General features: G+C 73.2%; 15 protein-coding genes. 10 read left to right on the top strand and 5 right to left on the bottom strand.

Annotated features, from left to right (window positions below):
- Positions 1-34 precede the first annotated feature (34 nt).
- The 3 genes from ACWDD9_RS02770 to ACWDD9_RS02760 are packed head-to-tail and all read left to right on the top strand — an operon-like array spanning position 35 to position 3710.
- Complete coding sequence (locus ACWDD9_RS02770; RefSeq protein ID WP_079272017.1) at positions 35-1840, top strand: phosphate ABC transporter substrate-binding protein PstS; 1806 nt, start codon at positions 35-37, stop codon at positions 1838-1840.
- Positions 1837-2760 (top strand): sortase, encoded by a 924-nt coding sequence (locus ACWDD9_RS02765; RefSeq protein ID WP_380744332.1) that lies wholly within the window; start codon positions 1837-1839, stop codon positions 2758-2760. The genes ACWDD9_RS02770 and ACWDD9_RS02765 overlap by 4 nt, the downstream gene beginning before the upstream one ends.
- 23 nt (positions 2761-2783) lie before the next feature.
- Positions 2784-3710, top strand: a complete 927-nt coding sequence (locus ACWDD9_RS02760; protein WP_079272019.1) for a phosphate ABC transporter ATP-binding protein — start codon at positions 2784-2786, stop codon at positions 3708-3710.
- Positions 3711-3751: 41 nt separating this feature from the next.
- Here ACWDD9_RS02760 and ACWDD9_RS02755 read toward each other — a convergent pair whose 3' ends face one another.
- Positions 3752-4597, bottom strand: coding sequence for an HAD family hydrolase (locus ACWDD9_RS02755; protein ID WP_074002012.1), 846 nt, complete (start codon positions 4595-4597; stop codon positions 3752-3754).
- A 161-nt stretch (positions 4598-4758) separates the two neighbouring features.
- On the opposite strand from ACWDD9_RS02755, the gene ACWDD9_RS02750 reads away from it, so the two are divergent.
- The 3 genes from ACWDD9_RS02750 (at position 4759) to ACWDD9_RS02740 (ending at position 8512) form a co-directional block, all read left to right on the top strand.
- Positions 4759-4965 (top strand): hypothetical protein, encoded by a 207-nt coding sequence (locus ACWDD9_RS02750; RefSeq protein WP_380780131.1) that lies wholly within the window; start codon positions 4759-4761, stop codon positions 4963-4965.
- A gap of 29 nt (positions 4966-4994) precedes the next feature.
- Complete coding sequence (locus ACWDD9_RS02745) at positions 4995-5882, top strand: LLM class flavin-dependent oxidoreductase (RefSeq protein ID WP_074002014.1); 888 nt, start codon at positions 4995-4997, stop codon at positions 5880-5882.
- A 161-nt stretch (positions 5883-6043) separates the two neighbouring features.
- Positions 6044-8512: a hypothetical protein gene (locus ACWDD9_RS02740; protein ID WP_449810634.1), complete on the top strand. Its 2469-nt coding sequence runs from the start codon at positions 6044-6046 to the stop codon at positions 8510-8512.
- A 106-nt stretch (positions 8513-8618) separates the two neighbouring features.
- On the opposite strand, the gene ACWDD9_RS02735 is transcribed toward ACWDD9_RS02740, so the two are convergent.
- Genes ACWDD9_RS02735 through ACWDD9_RS02720 form a run of 4 tightly spaced genes read right to left on the bottom strand, consistent with a single transcriptional unit; the run spans position 8619 to position 12493 of the window.
- On the bottom strand, positions 8619-9146 hold the full coding sequence (locus tag ACWDD9_RS02735; protein WP_117488865.1) for a hypothetical protein: 528 nt from the start codon (positions 9144-9146) through the stop codon (positions 8619-8621).
- The gene (locus tag ACWDD9_RS02730; RefSeq protein WP_449810633.1) at positions 9143-9754 is read right to left on the bottom strand and encodes a hypothetical protein; all 612 of its coding nucleotides are present in this window, start codon (positions 9752-9754) and stop codon (positions 9143-9145) included. The genes ACWDD9_RS02735 and ACWDD9_RS02730 overlap by 4 nt, the downstream gene beginning before the upstream one ends.
- On the bottom strand, positions 9751-12033 hold the full coding sequence (locus ACWDD9_RS02725) for a hypothetical protein (protein WP_449810632.1): 2283 nt from the start codon (positions 12031-12033) through the stop codon (positions 9751-9753). The genes ACWDD9_RS02730 and ACWDD9_RS02725 overlap by 4 nt, the downstream gene beginning before the upstream one ends.
- 13 nt (positions 12034-12046) lie before the next feature.
- Complete coding sequence (locus ACWDD9_RS02720) at positions 12047-12493, bottom strand: hypothetical protein (protein WP_449810631.1); 447 nt, start codon at positions 12491-12493, stop codon at positions 12047-12049.
- A 214-nt stretch (positions 12494-12707) separates the two neighbouring features.
- Here ACWDD9_RS02720 and ACWDD9_RS02715 point away from each other — a divergent pair, with 214 nt between their 5' ends.
- The 4 genes from ACWDD9_RS02715 to ACWDD9_RS02700 all read left to right on the top strand — a co-directional run bounded on the left by ACWDD9_RS02715 (position 12708) and on the right by ACWDD9_RS02700 (position 16288).
- Positions 12708-13685, top strand: a complete 978-nt coding sequence (locus tag ACWDD9_RS02715; protein WP_449810630.1) for an ABC transporter ATP-binding protein — start codon at positions 12708-12710, stop codon at positions 13683-13685.
- Positions 13669-14568 (top strand): ABC transporter permease, encoded by a 900-nt coding sequence (locus ACWDD9_RS02710; RefSeq protein WP_074002019.1) that lies wholly within the window; start codon positions 13669-13671, stop codon positions 14566-14568. The genes ACWDD9_RS02715 and ACWDD9_RS02710 overlap by 17 nt, the downstream gene beginning before the upstream one ends.
- A gap of 9 nt (positions 14569-14577) precedes the next feature.
- Positions 14578-15495: an ABC transporter ATP-binding protein gene (locus tag ACWDD9_RS02705; RefSeq protein ID WP_049652871.1), complete on the top strand. Its 918-nt coding sequence runs from the start codon at positions 14578-14580 to the stop codon at positions 15493-15495.
- A 76-nt stretch (positions 15496-15571) separates the two neighbouring features.
- Entirely contained in the window at positions 15572-16288 is a 717-nt protein-coding gene (locus ACWDD9_RS02700) for an ABC transporter permease (protein ID WP_049652868.1), read from the top strand.
- Positions 16289-16354: the final 66 nt, after the last annotated feature.

Raw genomic sequence — 16354 nt, 5'->3', positions numbered from 1 at the left:
CAGACCAACCACCCTCCGTACCAGAGGAGTTCACATGTCCAGGGGCCTCAGTCGCTCCGTGGCCCGGCTGCTGGCGGGGACGATGTCCCTGATGCTCGCGGCGGCCTCCCCGCTGCTGGGGCAGTCCCCGGCGTTCGCGGCCTCCGTCTCGCTGAGCGCGGACGGCTCCAGTTGGGCCGGTCCTGCCATCGACCAGTGGCGGCAGGACGTCTCCCCGCAGGGCATCCAGATCAACTTCAGCCCGGTCGGCTCCGCGGCCGGCCGCACCGCCTGGTCGAACGGGCAGGACGACTTCACGGCCTCGGACGTGCCGTTCCGCTCGGGGCAGGACAGCGGGGTGGGGCAGGGCGGCCAGGCGTCCGGGACCGGAAGCGCGGAGAAGCCCACCTGGGGCTTCTCCTACGTCCCGATCACCGCGGGCGGCACCACCTTCATGTACAACCTGGTGGTCGGCGGCAAGCAGGTCCGCGACCTGCGGCTCTCCCCGCAGACCGTCGTGGACATCTTCACCAACAAGATCACCAACTGGAACGACCCGAAGATCACCAACGACTACGGCAAGCCGCTGCCCAGCCTGCCGATCACCCCGGTGGTCCGCTCCGACGGCTCCGGCGCCACCGCGCAGTTCACCCGCTGGATGGAGCACACCCACAAGGACCAGTGGGACGCCTACTGCAAGTCCGTCAACGGCGTGAGCTGCGGTGACTACACCGAGTTCTTCCCGCCCTCCGGCCGGATGACCGCGCAGAACGGCTCCGACGTGGTGGCCGGCTACATCAAGTCCCCGACCAACGTCGGCACCATCGGCTACGACGAGTACGCCTTCGCCAAGCGCAGCAACTGGCCGGTCGTGAAGGTGCTCAACCAGGCCGGCTACTACGCGCTGCCGACCGCCTCCAACGTCGCCGTCGCGCTCACCGCCGCCAAGATCCGCGGCGTGGACGACGGCACCCCCGCGAACGACCCGAACTACCTGCAGCAGAACCTCGACGGCGTCTACACCATGGACGACCCGCGCGCCTACCCGATCTCCAGCTACAGCTACCTGATCGTGCCGCGCGCCGGAGCCTCGGCACCCCCGCCGCCGCGCTTCAACAACGACAAGGGCTCCGCGCTCAGCCGCTTCCTCTCCTACGTGCTGTGCGAGGGCCAGGGCAAGGCGGACGACCTCGGCTACTCGCCGATCCCGCGCGGCCTGGTCAAGGGCGGTCTGCTGCAGACCAGGAACATCCCCGGCAACGCCAGCCCGGTCGACCCCGACACCCTCGCCAACTGCGCCAACCCGACCTTCAACTCGGCCGGGGAGCTGACCGTCCTCAAGAACGCCCCGATGCCGAGCCCCTGCGACAAGGCGGGCAGCCCGCTGGACTGCACCGTGAAGGACGGCCAGCCCGTCAAGACCGGCTCCGGCTCGGGCGGTTCCGGCGGCGCGGCCGGCGGCTCCGGCGGTGCGGCGGGCGGCTCCGGCGGCACCGGCGGGTCCGGTGGCACCGGGGGCACCGGTACCGGCGGTGCGGCGGGCGGCACCGGCGGCGCGGGTACGGCCGGCGGTGCCGGCGACCCGAACGCCGCCGGAGCGGCCGGCGGCGACCCGAACGCGCCCGGCGCCGGTGACGGCACCGAGGACGTGATCGACCCGCAGACCGGCCAGGTGGTCGCCCGCGGCCGCGGCGGCGCCGCCACCGAGGTGGCCGCCAACGTGGTCGAGATCAGCGGCAAGCCCGAGGACTGGATGCTGTCCTCCCTCACCGCGCTGGAACTGCTCGCCGTGGTGCTCGTCCCGCCGCTGCTCGGCCGCCGTCTGCTGCGCCGCCGCAACGGCTCGGGCGGCACCTCGTGACGGCCCCGGTGCTGGAGAAGCCGGTCGAGCGGAGCGCCCCGGCGCAGCCGGCCGCCCCCGCCGCCCCCGCCGCGTCCGACGCCCCGGTCCGGCCCGCCGTCTCCCCCGGGCGGCGGCGGTTCCTCCAGGGCGCCTGGGCGGTCAGCCTGGCGGCCGCGCTGGTGCTCGGCTTCGTCGGGTACCTGTTCACGCTGTCGCACGTCCAGCAGCGGCACTACCAGTCCACCGGGTACAAGACCTTCCGCGACCAGCTGGCCCGGGCGGTCGCCCCGACCGGCGCGGCCGCCGACGGCGCCCCGGTGGCGCTGCTGGACATCCCGGCGATCGGTCTGCACCAGGCCGTGGTGGTCGAGGGCACCACCGGCCGGGACCTGATGCGCGGCCCCGGCCACCGCCGGGACACCGCGCTGCCCGGCCAGCGCGGGGTCACCGTGCTCTTCGGCCGCGGCGCCACCTTCGGCGCGCCGTTCGCCGACCTGTCCAAGCTGCGGGTCGGCGACAAGATCGAGACCACCACCGGCCAGGGCAAGTTCAGCTACACCGTCAACGTGTACGGCGACGGCGACCACCCGATCGTCGACCCGGCGGCCGGCAACCGGATGGTGCTGGTCACCGGCGACTCCGACTGGATCCCCGGCTCCACCGTGCTGATCGGCGCCCGGCTGGACGGCGACCCGGAACAGAACCCCGGCCGCCGGCCCGCCACCGTCCCGTACGACAAGGCGCTGGCCGCGGACAAGGGCGCGCTGGCCACCCTCCAGCTCTGGTCGCTCGGCCTGCTCGGCGCGGTGGCCGGCGCCCTGGTGCTGGCCCGGTACTGGCGGCGCTCGGCCGCCTACCTGAGCCTCGCGCCGGTGGTCGGCGCGCTGCTCTGGGCGGTCTACGAGAACGCCGCCGCCCTGCTGCCCAACCTCTACTGACGCGCGCCCGGAGGACCGTTCCGATGACCGACGCACCACTGACCGACACCCCGCAGGCCGAGTTCTCACCGACCGACCCGGTCGCCGACACCATCACCCTCCCCCCGGTCGCCCCCGACCCGTACGCGGACCAGCCGTACGGGCAGGACGCGGACGGCCACCCCGACGGCGGGCCGCTCGCCGGGCTGGAGACCCGGGAGGTCTCCGCCTGGTTCGGCAGCCGCAAGGTACTGGAGCGGGTCTCGCTGGCGATGCCGGCCGGCGAGGTCACCGCGCTGATCGGCCCGTCCGGCTGCGGCAAGTCCACCTACCTGCGGATCCTCAACCGGATGCACGAGATGGTGCGCGGCGCCGCCCTCGCCGGCGAGGTGCTGCTGGACGGCGACGACGTCTACCGGCCCGGCCGCCGGCCCGCCGAGGTGCGGCGCCGGATCGGCATGGTGTTCCAGCGGCCCAACCCGTTCCCGGCGATGTCCATCCAGGACAACGTCTCCAGCGGGCTCAAGCTGGCCGGGATCAAGGTCTCCAAGGAGGAGCGCCAGCACCTGGTGGAGACCAGCCTGCGCCGGGCCGGGCTCTGGGACGAGGTGTCCACCCGGCTGCACACCCCGGGCGGGGCGCTCTCCGGCGGCCAGCAGCAACGCCTGTGCATCGCACGCTCGTTGGCCGTCTCGCCGGACATCCTGCTGATGGACGAGCCGTGCTCCGCGCTCGACCCGACCTCCACCCGCCGGGTCGAGGAGACCATCGCCGAACTGCGCGGGCGGCTCACCATCGTGATCGTCACCCACAACATGCAGCAGGCCCAGCGCGTCTCGCAGACCTGCGCGTTCTTCCTGGCCACCCACGACACCCCGGGGCGGATCGTCGAGGCCGGGCCGACCGGGCAGATCTTCGGCAGCCCGCGCGACCAGCGGACCTCGGACTACGTCAACGGCCGCTTCGGCTAGGGCCTGTCCTCGGCCACCGACCGGCTGGAGGAGCCCCGGGTTCAGCCGAGCCCGAGCAGCTCCTCCAGCACCGCCGCGACGCCGTCCTGCTCGTTGCTCACGGTGTGCAGCGGCACCGCCGCCAGCACCTGCGGGTGCGCGTTGGCGACGGCGTACGCGGTGCCGGCCCAGGCCAGCATCTCCAGGTCGTTCGGCATGTCGCCGAAGGCCACCACCTCGCTCCGGTCGATCCCGTGCCCGGCGCACCAGCGGGCCAGCGTGCTGGCCTTGGTGACGCCGGGCGCGCTGATCTCCAGCAGCGGGATCGACGCGGAGCGGGTGATCTCGGCCAGGTGCCCGGCCGCCGCCCTGGCCTCGGCGAGGAACTTGTCCGGGTCGAGGTCCGGGTGCTTGGCCAGCAGCTTGAACAGGCCGCGGACCGACCCGCCGGCCCCCAGCAGCTCCTCCGCCGGGCCGACCTCGTGCTCCATCTCGTCGCCCCACATCGGCACCGCGTAGCCGGCCTCGCGGGCCCAGCCGCCCGGGTACTCGAAGGCGAACGCGGTGCCGGGCAGCGCGGCCCGCAGCGTCTCGACCACCGCCAGGGTGGTCTCCACCGGCAGCGGGAAGGTCTCCAGCAGCTCGCCGCGCCGCACGTCCACCACCGCGCCGCCGTTGGAGCAGATCGCCACCCCGTGGCCGCCGATGTGCGGGCTCACCTGCCGCATCCAGCGCGGCGGCCGCCCGGTCACGAACACCACCCGCACCCCGGCCGCCTCGGCCGCCGCCAGCGCCGCGGCGGTGCGGTCGGTGACGGTGCCGCCGGAGCAGAGCAGGGTGCCGTCCAGGTCGGTGGCGATGAGGCGGGGCGCGGTGCGGGATTCGGTCACCGGTCCATCTTCGCCCATCGGCGCGGCCGGGGCACCGGCCCGGGGCCGCGGCCTCCGGACGCCCCCGCAGTGATCAAGCCCTTCATGCGCCGTTTCCGGCCGATCCGCCCGTACCTGGGGTGTTCGGCCGACCACGGCGGGCATGACTGCCCACGGCAACCCCGTCGGCAGGAAGAGCCATGCCCACACGCCAGCTCCGTGACCAGCCGCCCCCGACCGCCCGCCCCGACACCCGCGACCCGCAGGCCACCGAAGCGCCGCGGGCACCCGAAGCCTCGCGCGACCCGGTCCTGCTCGGCGACGTCCTCTTCCACACCCTCGCCGACCTCGCCCGCCGCACCTCCGCCCCGTCCCTCCCCGCCCAGCGCACCCGCCCGCACCCGTGACCGCGCCGCGCGGACGTAGGGTCGGGGGCATGCGACTGAGCACCGTGATCCTCCCCGTCCACCGGTGGAGCGAGGGGCAGAAGACCTGGCGGCGGGCCGAGGAACTCGGCTTCCACACCGCGTACACCTACGACCACCTCTCCTGGCGGTCCTTCCAGGACGAGCCCTGGTTCGGCTCGCTGCCGACGCTGACGGCGGCCGCCTGCGCCACCGAGCGGCTGCGCCTCGGCACGCTGGTCACCTCGCCGAACTTCCGGCACCCGGTGACGCTGGCGAAGGAGCTGATCACGCTGGACGACGTGTCCGGCGGGCGGGTCACGCTGGGCATCGGGGCCGGCGGGACGGGCTTCGACGCGACGGCGCTGGGCCAGGAGGCGTGGTCGCCGAAGGAGCGGGCGGACCGGTTCGGGGAGTTCGTGCCGCTGCTGGACGAGCTGCTGACCAACGACGCCACGACCCGTGAGGGGACGTACTACTCGGCGGTCGAGGCGCGGAACATCCCGGGCTGCGTGCAGACCCCGCGGGTGCCGTTCTACGTGGCCGCCGCCGGCCCGCGCGGGATGCGGCTGGCCGCCGAGCACGGGCAGGGCTGGGTGACGTACGGCGACCCGAAGGGCCCGGCGGACGTGCCGGTGGCGGAGGCGCCCGGCGTGGTCGCCGCGCAGATCGGGAAGCTGACGGCGGCCTGCGAGGCCGTCGGGCGGGACGCCGGGACGCTGGAGAAGGTGCTGCTCCAGGGGTCGACGGCGGAGAAGCCGCTGCAGTCGGTGGACGCCTTCGTCGACTGGGCGGGCACCTACCGGGAGGTGGGCATCACCGAGCTGGTGATCCACTGGCCGATCCCCGACTCGATCTTCGAGAACGACCTCACCGTGTTCGAACGGATCGCCACCGAGGGCCTCGCCCAGCTGGGCTGAGGCCGCGGGCCCACGGAGCCGGAGCACCCCCCCCGGGGAGCTCCGGCTCCGTCATGTCGTCGGCTGGCGCTAGGATCTGGCCGATTTCCCGGGGGATGGTTCTGGAGTCCGTGATTCCGCATGCCCCGGCCGCGTGTGTCGAGTCCGAGACGAAGGACAGCATGACCAGAGACATATCCCGAGGCGCTCGGCTGCGCCGGGCCACCGCGGTGGCCCTGACGGCGGTGACCGGCCTCGCGGCGGCGGGCCTCGCCGCCCCGGCGGCCTCGGCCGACGCGGGCCCGGTCCACAGCGTGATCTCCACCGGTGCGGTGTGGACCGCCGACACCCGCGTCTACCTCCAGCCGGACGGCGGGGACCGGACGTTCTGGTTCTTCGTCAAGGGGACGGGGATGACCGGCGGGAACAGCGTCACCTTCACCTCCTCGACGGACCCCTCGCAGACCGTGAAGGCGAGCTTCGGCGGCGACGGGCAGGGCGCGCCCTGCTGGACGCCCCAGGGGTCGCCGAACAGCAACTGCCGGGTGACGGTGCACTTCCCGGGCGGCAGCGCGCCGGGCCACTGGGAGATGACCCAGGTGGAGCTGGCCCAGCCCGACGGCTCGGTGTACCGGCAGCCGGTGACGTCCGCCATCGGGACCCAGCTGAAGGTGCCGTCGGTGGAGCTGACGGCCGGCGCCAACCCGATCCAGGCCTCCGGGTTCACACTGGGCGCCACCACGGCGGACAACCGGGCCCAGGCCCAGACCGTGACGATGTCGATGAAGGCCACCGACACCGCCGGCCGGATCACCCAGGTCGGCCCCGAGCTGACCGGGGACTGCTGGGGCAACGTCGGCGACCTCTCCTGGTCGGGCGACACGGTCACCATGAAGATCACGGTGCCGACCAGCGCCACGACCCCGTGCGTGGTCACCTCCGTCCGGGTGACCGACGACAGCCAGCGGAACTTCGAGGCCAAGGCCCCGGCCGGGCTGGTCATCACCCCGCTGCAAACCCCGGCCACCGCCCTGACGATCGGTGACGTGTCCTTCCAGCGCCGGCTGTCGCCGGACGGGGGCACCGTGCCGGTCTCCTTCCCGGTGTCCGACACGGTCCCGATCTCCCAGGTCGCGGTGACGGCCCACGGCCCGGTCGCCCCGGGCTGCGCGCCGACCGCCTCGACCACCGTCCCGCCCGGCACCCTCACGACGAACGTCTCGCTGTACCTGCCGTTCGCCGCGGCCGGGACGACCCCGGACGGCTCGAAGCCGACGGGCTGCCAGCCCGGCCTGTACGCGCTGGAGATCGCCGTCACCGACGCGAACGGCACCCACAGCTACGGCGCGGTCGGCACCCCGCTGGCCAAGCCGCTGGACATCTCGGTGGGCAGCGCGGGCACCTACGTGGCGATGGCGCCGCAGCGCCTGCTGGACACCCGGACCACCGGGACGCTCCGGGGCCGCGGCGTCACCCCGCTGAAGGTCGCGGGCACCGCGGGCATCCCGGCCGACGCCGTCGCCGTGGTCATGAACGTCACCGCGACCAACGCCAAGGACACCGGGTTCGTCACCGTCTACCCGGCCGGCGGGTCCGCCCCCGTCACCTCCAACCTGAACCACACCGCGGGGCAGACCGTCCCCAACGCGGTGACGGTCCAGCTCGGGGCCGGCGGCGCCGTCGAGCTGCTCAACGGCTCGGACGGCGACCTCGACCTGATCGCCGACGTCACCGGCTACTACGTCCCGGACACCACGGGCGCCGTCTACACCGGCTTCACCCCCAAGCGGGTGCTGGACACCCGGCCCACCCACGTGCCGTCCCGCGGCACGGTCACGGTGAACCTGTGCAACCAGGCCCGGATCCCGTACAACGCGACGGCGGCCGCGCTCAACGTGACCGTCACCGACCCCAAGGACGTCGGCTTCCTGACGGTCTACCCGCACGGCCAGGCGCTGCCGAACGCGTCGACCCTCAACTTCACCCCCGGGCAGACGATCTCCAACATGGCGGTCGCCCGGCTCGGCGACGGCTGCCTGGTGGACGTCTTCAGCTCGGCCTTCGCGCCGGTCGACATCGTGGTCGACACCTCGGGCTACTTCGTCCCGGACGACAGCGGCCAGACCACCGACGGCGTGCTGGTCACCGGCACCCCCGTGCGGCAGTACGACAGCCGCCAGGGCGGTGGCCCGGTCCCCGGCGGCAGCTCCCTGCTCGGCTGGGGCCTGAAGCCGCGCGACTGGGGCATCGGCTCGCTGCTGCTCAACGTGACGGTCACCAACCCGACCGCGGACAGCTTCGTCACCGTCTACCCGGACGGCGGGCCGGCGGACTCGGCCCCGACCGGTGCCGGGCTGCCGGACGCCTCGAACCTGAACTTCACCGCGGGCCAGACCATCCCCAACATGGTCAACGCCTCGGTCGGGGCCAACGGGTACGTGGACTTCTTCAACCACGTCGGCAGCACCGACCTGGTGGTCGACATGTTCGGGTACTACACCACGGGCGTCGGCGCGAAGTCGGCCGCGGCCACCGCCAGGTCGGCCGCCGTCGCGCCGTCCGCCGCGGCACCCGGGACGGTCGCGCTGCCGGAGGCGAACCCGCTGCGGCTGCCGGTCGCGGCCGCGCGGACGGCGGCGGGCCGCCCCTGATCCACCGCCCGACCCGGGCGACCTGACGGACCGACGGGTGCCGCTCCTCGAAGGAGCGGCACCCGTCGCCGTCGCGGCGGTCGAAGGGGGCCCGGCGCCGGGCGGCTCACACCACGTCGAGCCGCTCGGCGCCGCCCGCGCAGCCGAGCTGCTGCCCGGCGGCGCGCTCGGCGAAGCCGCGGGCGGCCTCGCCCATCCGCTTGCGGCCGGGCCCGTCCGGGAGGAGCTTCCCGTCCTTGCCGGTGAGCCTGAGGACGGCGCGGTAGCCGGTGCGCCGGCCGTCCACGGTGCACTCGAAGCCCACCGCGCCGAGGCTGTCGCCGCCGGAGAGCACGCCGCCGAACGACGCCTCGGCGGTCAGCAGCCGGCCGTCCCCGCCGTTGACCGAGCAGCGTACGGAGGCCGGGGCGTCGGGGGTCGCCGCCCGGTAGGCCGTCTCCACGAAGACCCGGGGGGCGCCGCCGAGCAGCCCGGTGACGGCCGGGTCGTCGAGCAGGCCGCGGCACTCGCCGTGCGACAGGGCGACGGCCGGCGGCCGGTAGGCGGTGTGGTCGAGGTAGAGGTGCCAGCCGAGCAGGCCGCCGCCGAGCAGCAGCGCGGACCCGCCCGCGATCAGGGCCCGGGGGTGCTTCACCGGCAGAGCTCCTTCGTCTTCGCCGCCAGCGCGGCGCGGGTGACCTCTTCGAGCGCCTGTCGGCCGTCCGCCCCGTCGGCGCGGGCCGCCTCCCCGGCGGTGACCCGCACCTCGATGTAGCCGCTGGGCCCGGTCACGCAGTACTGGGCCGCGGTGGCGCCGCCCGGCCAGGCCGCGGACAGGCCGGGCAGGTCGAGCGGGCGGGCGTCCGGGCGGGTGGCCTCCGCGGCGGCCAGGGCGAGTTCCCCCTCGTGCCGGACGGCGGTGAGGGTGAGCACGGCGCGGCCGTCGATCCGGACGGCGCAGCTCTGCTGGTCGGTGTCGCGGACGCCGGAGCTGGTCCGCTCCTCGGAGTCCTGGTCACCGGGCGGCAGCAGCCGTCCGAGCGGGGTGTCGGCGCCGGTGGGCAGGCGGCAGAGGTGGGCGGACCGGCCGGGGGGCTCGGACGGGCGGTGGTCCTGCCAGTCCCGGTAGCCGACGAACCCGGCGGCGGCCACCGCCACGACCAGCACGGCGGGCAGCAGCAGCGGGTCGTGCAGCCGCCCGGCCCAGCGGCCCGCGAGGAGCCGGGCCCAGCGGGCCGCGGGCCCGGCTCCGGACCCGCTCACGCGTCGCCCTTCGCGTTGGTGGACGAGTTGTTCGCCGTCCCGCGCGACATGCCCTGGAGCGCGCTGTCGCGGGCGCTGTTGGCGAGCCGGTCGATGTCCTGGCGGGCGATCCCGGTGCCGCTGCCGGCGTCCCGGACCGCCTGGTCGGCCCCCCGCGCGACCCGGCCCTCGGCCTCGGCGGTGTGGTTGCGGCTCTCCTGGCGCCCGTCCTCGGTGGTGTCCTTCTTGTTGGCCTCGATGACGCTGTCGGCGATCGAGTCGACGATCTGGTCCGCGATCTCGCCGCCGAGCGGGATCTTCTCGGTCACGCTGCCGATGACGGCGTTGAAGGCGTCCTTGCCGTAGCCGACGTTCTTCTCCAGCGCGTCGTTGAACTCCTTGTCGGAGGCGGCGTGTTCGTTGTGCACCTCGTCGATGCGGGCCTGGTTGAGGTAGCCGCTGACGACGCCGCCGGACTCGGCGTTGTGCTTGATGTCCGACTCCAGCCGGGCGAAGTCGGTCTGCCCGCTGTCCAGGTGGCCGCGGATGAGGGCGGTGGTGTACGCCTGGTTGGCGTTGGTCACCGCGCCGTAGGCGTCCGGGTCGCGGCCGAGGGCGTCGAGCAGCCCGGCCACGGAGGAGGCGTCGAGGGAGGCCGGGGAGCCGTTGACCGGCAGGTCGGTGCCGTGGGAGAGCGAGTTCTGCACGTCGCCGATGTACTCGGCGGTCATGTGCCCGAGGCTGCCCCGCATGGCGGCGAGCTTGCCGTCGCCCTTGATGTCGTCCAGTGCCCCGTCGTCGCCGTGCCGGCCGAAGGTGTCCACGACCCGCTTCATCAGGTCGGCCTGCTCGGTGGTGTGCCGGTCCGGGGGGACGGGGCCCGGCTCGTCGTACGGGTGGCCGGTGGTGGCGGCCTCCAGGGCGCGGCCGAAGGCGGCCGGACCGGCCTGCTTGCTCGCGTCCCACACCTTGGAGTCCCGGGAGGTGGTGTCCGGGATCCAGTCCTTGTCGTGGGAGTAGTAGGAGAAGTAGTCCGAGGGCTTCGGCTTGCCGCCCTGGTTGACCGTGCCGTCCTGGTTGTAGGCGGTCGGCTGCTCGGTGAAGAACCTGTTGGCCGCGTCCGGGCTGTGCGCGAGCGCCTCCAGGATGGCCGTGGTGGGGCGGAAGCCGGCGCCCGCCTCGTCGCCGCCGGTCAGGTTGAAGCCCTGGATCTTGGAGCCGGGCATCGGGGCCGGCCAGTACCGGTCCTGGGTGTCGAGCTGGGTGACGTGCTCGGCGATCGGGTTGATGAAGTGGGCGTCGTAGTTCCCGTTCATCAGGATGCCGGAGAGCACCTGGTAGCCGTACGGCACGTAGTCCAGGCCGGAGGCCCGGTACGGCTTGTCCCAGACCGGCTGGGAGCCGGCCTTGCGCAGCGCGGCGGCCCACTCGTCGGACAGGTGCGGCTCGTTGGTGCTGCGGGTGGCGGTGGCCAGGCCGAGTCCGAGGTTCTTCTGGAGGTCCTGGTAGGCCTTCCAGCGCGAGTCCTTGTCGTCACGGGGGTGCGCCGGGTCGCCGACCATGCTGTTCCAGGACTTGATCAGGCCGTCCGGGCCGAGGTCCTGGTAGAACGTGGTGGCGAACTTCGGGTCGTTGCCGTGCGAGGCCAACAGCGAGTTCAGCTCGGTGAGTTCGGGCTCGGTGATGTCCCCGCCCCGGGCCGCGAGCTGGGCGGCGCGCCGGCCGTCGGCCTCCGGGCCGCCGCCGATGGCCTTGCCGTTGAAGGACTTCTGACCGTCCGTCATGCTGTCGGCGCGCAGCGCCCAGGCGATCCGCTCGTCGGCGGCGGTGGCCTCGGCGACGGCGGAGTCGATCGCCTTGCGGGCGGCCTCCGCCTTGTCGCCCCACTCCTTCTGGTAGTCCCGGAGGGCCTCGTAGTCGTGCCGGGTGGCGTTGTCGGCCGGGGGCCAGCTCACGGTGCCGTTCTCGGTGACGGTCAGCCCGGCCGTCCGGGCGTCGGCGACCGCCTTGTCCAGCTTGGTCTTCGCGGCCTTGAACTCGGTGGACGCCTCGGTGAGGATCGAGGCGAAGGCGTTGGCCTCGGTGACGGCGGCGGTCAGCTGCTCGTTGGTGCGCTGGAGGCCGGGGCGGGCCTGGTCGGCGGCGGGGCCGCTCCAGCAGGCGGAGTCGACCTGGGCGATCACCGTGGTGTCCCAGTCGCCGTCCATCGCGTGGAGCTTCTGGGCGACGGTGGTCCAGGCGGTGGCGGCGGTGTCCAGGACGCCGAAGTCGGCGGTGCTGAGCTCGTGGAAGTCGACCATCTCGGTGGTCCTCTCAGTTGCCGAGGTCGTGCTGGACGGCCGACTCGTTCTGCCGGTAGTTGGCGGCGGTGGCGCGCAGCGCCTGGGTGGTCTGCCCGATGGTGCCGCCGAGGGCGGCGACGCACTGGTCCCAGGTGCCGGCGGCGCCCGCCGCGGCCTTGCCGGTGCTCCAATTGGCCAGCGAGGTGGACACCTTGGCGGTGGCCTCGTCGGCGCCCCGGCCCTCGGTGTTGAGGCGGGCGTGGATCTGGTCGGAGTTGTTCCCCGCGGTGGTGAGCGCGTTGGTGTCGGCGCTGAAGCCGCCCCCGCCCCCGCCCCCGCCTCCGCCGCCGGACGCCGAGGCCGAGTTGAGCTCTGTGCGGGCCGCTTCCCGGGCGCGGGCCGAGTCGGTCAGGTTCCCGTCCGCGTCGTAGGCCCAAGGGTTCATCATCCGGTCGAACGCGGTCGCCCGATCAGACATGTCGATCGTCCCCCTCCGTGCCGGGGCGCTGCTCCGGCACCCCCGTTGGCAAAGAGTCAGGCAAGTGTGTAAAGAGATTCGACAAAGGGTACAGGTGGATTCCGCTTTTTCTAACCCCTAGGGGTGAGGGGCTCCGACGTCATACCGCAGCAGCAGACGGCCTCGTCATTCCAGCTCATGACCCGTACCGCACAAGGCCGTTACGTTTGGTCCCGTGTCCACAGCTGTCATCAAGACGGACGGCCTCACCAAGAGGTATCCCCGTGTCACCGCGCTCGACCAGCTCACCGTCGAGGTGCGGCCGGGTGTGGTCGGTCTGGTCGGGGCCAACGGCGCGGGCAAGTCCACTCTCATCAAGATCCTGCTCGGGCTCGCCCCGGCGACCTCCGGCCGCGGCGAGGTCCTCGGCCTGGACGTCGCCACCCAGGGCTCCGAGATCCGCGCGCAGGTCGGCTACATGCCCGAGCACGACTGCCTGCCACCGGACGTCTCCGCGACGGAGTTCGTGGTGCACATGGCGCGGATGGCGGGCCTGCCCGCCACCGCCGCCCGTGAGCGCACCGCGGACACCCTGCGGCACGTCGGCCTGTACGAGGAGCGGTACCGCCCGATGGGCGGCTACTCGACCGGCATGAAGCAGCGGGTCAAACTCGCCCAGGCGCTGGTGCACGACCCGAAACTGGTACTGCTGGACGAGCCGACCAACGGCCTCGACCCGGCCGGCCGGGACGAGATGCTGGCGCTGATCCGCCGGGTGCACACCGACTTCGGCATCTCGGTGCTGGTCACCACCCACCTGCTCGGCGAGCTGGAGCGGACCTGCGACCACCTGGTCGTGATCGACGGCGGCAAGCTGCTGCGCTCCTCCTCCACCGCCTCCTTCACCGAGGCGACGGCCGTCCTCGCGGTCGAGGTCGGCGACTTCGCGGAGGACCACGGCCGCGAGCCGGGTCCGGCGGTCCGCGAGCGGCTCGCCGCGGCCGGACTGTCCGTCCAGCCCGAGGGCTCGCACCTGCTGCTGGTCCGGCTGGCCGACGAGTCGACGTACGACACCATCCGCGACGCCGTCGCCGGACTCGGCCTCGGCCTGGTCCGGCTGGAGCAGCGCCGGCACCGGGTCGCCGAGCTCTTCACCGACGCCCAGGACACCGAGCAGAGCAAGGGAGGGACGAACGATGCCGCTGCCTCCTGAGACCAGGTCCGCCGACACCGGCGTCATCCACGACATCGGCTACCGCGGCTACACCGGCCCCCGGCTCGGCCGCAGCTACGCCACCCGCGCGCTCTTCACCCAGAGCCTGCGCGCCGCGTACGGCCTCGGCCGCTCCGGCAAGTCCAAGGTGCTGCCGATGCTGGTGCTGGGCGTGATCACCGTGCCCGCGCTGATCTTCGTGGCGGTCTCGGTCGTGATGAAGCGCGACGAGCTGCCGGTCGAGTACGCGGGCTACCTCTCCATCTTCAGCCTGGTGATCTCGGTCTTCCTCGCCTCCCAGGCGCCGGTCCTGCTCTCCCGGGACCTGCGCTACCAGACCGTCCCGCTGTACTTCTCCCGCCCGATCACCCGCACCGACTACGTCCGGGCCAAGTTCGGCGCCATGGTCTGCGCCCAACTGCTGCTGATGGCATCCCCGTTGCTGGTGCTGTACATCGGCGCGCTGCTCGCCGGGATGGACTTCGGGCACAACACCGCGCACTTCCTGTACGGCCTGGTCGCGGCCGTGCTGTACGCCCTGGTGCCGACCTCGGTGGCCGTGGTGATCGCGGCCGCCACCCCGCGCCGCGGCTTCGGCGTGGCCGCCATCATGGGCTACCTGGCGGTCAGCGCCGCGCTGGGAGCGGCCGCGGTCGGGATCAGCAACCGCAGCACGACCGGCTCCGACGCCCCGCAGTGGATGTCGCTGATCTCGCCCACCGACCTGGTGGAGTCCCTGGTCAACGAGCTGTTCGGGCTCGGCGACGGCTTCGACCGCCGGCACGCCCCGGGCGGCCTCGGTCTGGCGGTGTTCGCGCTCGTCGCGGTGGCCATGGTGGTCGGCTCGTACCGGCTGCTGCTGCGCCGCTACCGGAACGTCTGAGAGGGCGGCATGGCCACCATCAGCATCGACAAGGTCTCCCGCTGGTTCGGGAACGTGGTCGCGGTCAACGACATCACCATGACCATCGGCCCCGGCATCACCGGCCTGCTCGGTCCCAACGGGGCGGGCAAGTCCACCCTCATCCACATGATGAGCGGCTTCCTGGCCCCCTCCAGCGGCTCCGTGACCCTGGACGGCGCGCCGATCTGGCGCAACCAGCAGGTGTACAAGCAGATCGGCCTGGTGCCCGAGCGGGAGTCGATGTACGACTACCTGACCGGCTGGGAGTTCGTCCTCGCCAACGCCGAACTGCACGGCCTGCCCCAGCCGGGCGCCGCCGCCCGCCGGGCGCTGGACCTGGTGGAGATGGACTACGCCAAGGACCGCCGCACCGGCACCTACTCCAAGGGCATGAAGCAGCGGGTCAAGATGGCCTCCGCGCTGGTCCACGACCCGTCCGTCCTGCTGCTCGACGAGCCCTTCAACGGCATGGACCCGCGCCAGCGGCTCCAGCTGATGGACCTGCTGCGCCGCTTCGGCGCCGACGGCCGGACGGTGCTGTTCTCCTCCCACATCCTGGAGGAGGTCGAGCAGCTGGCCCGGCACATCGAGGTGGTGGTCGCCGGACGGCACGCCGCCTCGGGCGACTTCCGCAAGATCCGCCGGCTGATGACCGACCGCCCGCACCGCTACCTGGTCCGCTCCAGCGACGACCGCCGGCTCGCCGCCGCGCTGATCGCCGACGGCTCGACCAGCGGTATCGAGGTGGACGAGCGGGAGCGGGCGCTGCGGATCGAAGCGGTGAACTTCCAGGGCTTCACCACCCTGCTGCCCAGGGTCGCCCGGGAGGCCGGCATCCGGCTGTACACCGTCTCCCCGGCGGACGAATCGCTGGAGAGCGTCTTCTCCTACCTGGTCTCCGCGTGAGCGCCGTCGGCAGGACCACTGTCGGCGGGACCGCTGCCGCCAGGACCGTTGTTGCCCAGGAAGGGGCCGACCGACCATGAACCCCACCGTCGCCAGGCTGACCCTGCGCGGGCTGCTGGGGCGCCGCCGCGGCCTGCTGCTGCTGGTGGCCCCCGCCCTGCTGCTGGTCGTCGCGGCCGTCGCGAGCGTGTCCAGCGCCGACCCGCACGACATGGCCAACAACATCCTCGGCGCCCTCGGCCTCGGCACCCTGATCCCGATCCTCGGACTGGTGGTCGGCACCGGGGTGATCGCCAACGAGATCGACGACGGCTCGATCGTCTACCTGCTCGCCAAGCCGCTGCCCCGGTGGCGGATCGTGACCACCAAGCTGGTCGTCGCGATCGGCGTCACCTGGCTGTTCTCGGTCGTCCCGACGCTGCTGGCCGGGCTGCTGCTGGTCGGCACCCAGGACGGCGTGGCGCTCGGCTACACCGTGGCCGTGCTGGTCGCCGGGGCCGCGTACAGCGCGCTGTTCCTGCTGCTCGGCGTGGTCACCCGGCACGCGGTCGTGGCCGGTCTGGCGTACGCCCTGATCTGGGAGTCGACGGTCGGCAACTTCGTCGAGGGCGCCCGGACGCTGAGCATCCAGCAGTGGGGCCGCTCGGTGGCCGAGGCGGTCGCGGGACAGAACGCGATCAGCTCGGACGTCTCGCTCGGAGCGGCCGTGCCGCTGCTGCTGGTGGTCACCGTCGCGGCGACGGTGCTCGCCTCGGTGAAGCTGGCCGGGATGACCCTCGCCGGCGAGGAGTGAGCCCCGTACGGCACAAGCGGTGAGCCCTGGAAACCGCCGTGAGGGTGTCCGGGGCTCACCGCCGTC

The organism is Kitasatospora sp. NPDC001119 (assembly GCF_053598475.1).
This window is presented reverse-complemented; position numbering and strand designations above follow the sequence as displayed.

What these genes read in the sequence shown, in the direction of transcription:
- ACWDD9_RS02770 (WP_079272017.1), top strand. Translation starts at nt 35, where the DNA reads ATGTCCAGGGGCCTCAGTCGCTCCGTGGCCCGGCTGCTGGCGGGGACG.
- ACWDD9_RS02760 (WP_079272019.1), top strand. Translation starts at nt 2,784, where the DNA reads ATGACCGACGCACCACTGACCGACACCCCGCAGGCCGAGTTCTCACCG.
- ACWDD9_RS02755 (WP_074002012.1), bottom strand. Translation starts at nt 4,597, where the DNA reads ATGGGCGAAGATGGACCGGTGACCGAATCCCGCACCGCGCCCCGCCTC.
- ACWDD9_RS02750 (WP_380780131.1), top strand. Translation starts at nt 4,759, where the DNA reads ATGCCCACACGCCAGCTCCGTGACCAGCCGCCCCCGACCGCCCGCCCC.
- ACWDD9_RS02745 (WP_074002014.1), top strand. Translation starts at nt 4,995, where the DNA reads ATGCGACTGAGCACCGTGATCCTCCCCGTCCACCGGTGGAGCGAGGGG.
- ACWDD9_RS02740 (WP_449810634.1), top strand. Translation starts at nt 6,044, where the DNA reads ATGACCAGAGACATATCCCGAGGCGCTCGGCTGCGCCGGGCCACCGCG.
- ACWDD9_RS02725 (WP_449810632.1), bottom strand. Translation starts at nt 12,033, where the DNA reads ATGGTCGACTTCCACGAGCTCAGCACCGCCGACTTCGGCGTCCTGGAC.
- ACWDD9_RS02720 (WP_449810631.1), bottom strand. Translation starts at nt 12,493, where the DNA reads ATGTCTGATCGGGCGACCGCGTTCGACCGGATGATGAACCCTTGGGCC.
- ACWDD9_RS02710 (WP_074002019.1), top strand. Translation starts at nt 13,669, where the DNA reads ATGCCGCTGCCTCCTGAGACCAGGTCCGCCGACACCGGCGTCATCCAC.
- ACWDD9_RS02705 (WP_049652871.1), top strand. Translation starts at nt 14,578, where the DNA reads ATGGCCACCATCAGCATCGACAAGGTCTCCCGCTGGTTCGGGAACGTG.
- ACWDD9_RS02700 (WP_049652868.1), top strand. Translation starts at nt 15,572, where the DNA reads ATGAACCCCACCGTCGCCAGGCTGACCCTGCGCGGGCTGCTGGGGCGC.